Source organism: Acinetobacter sp. 228 (assembly GCF_048147885.1).
The window spans coordinates 1-1,209 of sequence record NZ_JAYWYV010000392.1 but is presented as its reverse complement, the minus strand read 5'-3'; the positions used below and the strand labels follow the sequence as shown (position 1 = coordinate 1,209).

The 1,209-nt window shown below is 39.7% G+C and carries 2 protein-coding genes; one reads left to right on the top strand and one right to left on the bottom strand.

The window, feature by feature from the left end:
* The coding region (locus VXQ92_RS19285) for an SIS domain-containing protein (RefSeq protein WP_416682885.1) at window positions 1-470 on the top strand (470 nt) is incomplete at its 5' end.
* Window positions 471-555: 85 nt separating this feature from the next.
* Here the strand turns inward: VXQ92_RS19285 and VXQ92_RS19280 are convergent.
* The coding region (locus VXQ92_RS19280; RefSeq protein WP_416682884.1) for a glutamate racemase at window positions 556-1,209 on the bottom strand (654 nt) is incomplete at its 5' end.

Here is a 1,209-nt window from a genome sequence, read left to right as displayed (position 1 = left end):
AAATTTTGCGTTTGTCTGAATTGTTCGTTGAAAAACAACACTGTTTATTCTTAGGCCGTGGCACACACTATCCAATCGCTTTGGAAGGTGCATTAAAGCTTAAAGAAATTTCATATATTCACGCAGAAGGTTATGCGGCTGGTGAGTTAAAACATGGCCCATTGGCACTTGTTGATACTGAAATGCCAATCGTGATTCTTGCGCCAAATGACGAAATGCTTGATAAGCTTAAGTCGAATATGGAAGAAGTTCAGGCGCGTGGCGGTGAGTTATTCGTTTTTGCTGATGAAAATAGCGGTGTAGTCGAAAAAGATCGTCAACACGTTGTACAAATTCCAGCAGTAAACGAATGGCTTGCACCAATCATTTATAGCGTACCAGTTCAGTTGTTGTCTTATCACGTTGCTGTATTACGTGGTACAGACGTTGACCAGCCACGTAACTTGGCGAAGTCAGTAACTGTAGAGTAATTCAAAAAAGATCATTATTAAGGCATCACCTGCTTTAATAACTGATTTATTAAGCCCGATATGCATTAATTGCCTATTGGGCTTTTTATAGCTCTACAGCTTTTACAGACAATTTCTCAGATAACAAAGAAAAAGTAACATCCGCAACTTCCAACGGGTCTGAACTGGTCCAAATAATATGATTTCCCTCATTTGGACTTTCAGAACTTAAATGATATTGATTGAGCTGCCGTATTAATTGCGCTGTCACAGCTTCCGAAGGCTCAATAATTTGAATATCACGGCCTACAATTTCCTGAATCGTATCTGAAACAAATGGATAGTGTGTGCATCCTAAAATAATCGTATCGACTTTTTGCTCGACCAACGGCGCCAAAATATTTTTTAAATAATCTTTAACTTCCGCGGTATGTGCTTTGCCCGTTTCGATTTTTTCAGCTAAGCCAATACAAGGCACTAAAGACACTTTAATATCTTGCGCATACGTTTCAATTAAACTTTTTAAATTTTTACCCTTTACCGTGGTGGCAGTTGCCAAAACCGCAATATGCTTACTTTGAGTGATTGCTACTGCCGGTTTTACGGCGGGTTCTATTGCAATAAGTGGCACATTAATTTGCGCTCTAATCGTTTCAACCGCTACGGCCGTCATGGTGTTACAAGCAATCACGATCGCTTTGCATTTCCCTTGAGCAACTAGGTTTGAAATTAAATGCGTGGTTCGTGAAACAATCCAGTC